Genomic DNA, 533 nt, shown 5'->3' with positions numbered 1-533 from the left:
GCGCCTTACTGCGGTACTCAACGGACCTGCGGTGGCTGACGATCCCCCCGCTATCGGTCGGCCCAGGTGTAGCCGTGATAGTCAGGAGACGCGCCTGTTAAGCGTTGGCAATCGCCCGGCGATAATGTTCAGCGGAGTCCAAAATCGCTTGGTCAAGGTTCGCTTGTGCAATCGCCATCGTGTGAGATGCTCCTGGCGCTGAGCATCTAGGCACCTCGTAGAACTTTGATTCCGCACTCTCATTCGCTCGATGAGGCTCATGCCTGGCGCTTCTGGCTATGCGCGCTGGTTTGCCGTCATGCTAGGATTTTGCCAGGCTCTGGGAGATAGCCATGGTTCAAAAGCTGTTCCACGAATTGCCCGTGAATGAACGCGGCGACTTTGAATCCGCCTGCGCGCGGCATGGATTTGTTCGAGAAGACTTCGAGGTGAGCGAGGAAGAGGGCATTTCGCGAGGCAGCGGGGCGAGTCATATCCCCCGGAAAATCACTGTCGCCCGGCGAGTCATATCCCCCGGAAAATCACTGTCGCCC

General features: G+C 58.2%; 1 pseudogene. It reads left to right on the top strand.

The features are described from left to right. Nucleotides 1–332 precede the first annotated feature (332 nt). A pseudogene (locus AC1DKD_RS41910) lies at nt 333–533 on the top strand (hypothetical protein); the annotation flags it as partial.

The organism is Cupriavidus sp. 05T313 (assembly GCF_056396665.1).
The sequence above is the reverse complement of the archived record's forward strand: the minus strand, read 5'-3'. Positions and strand labels throughout refer to the sequence as shown.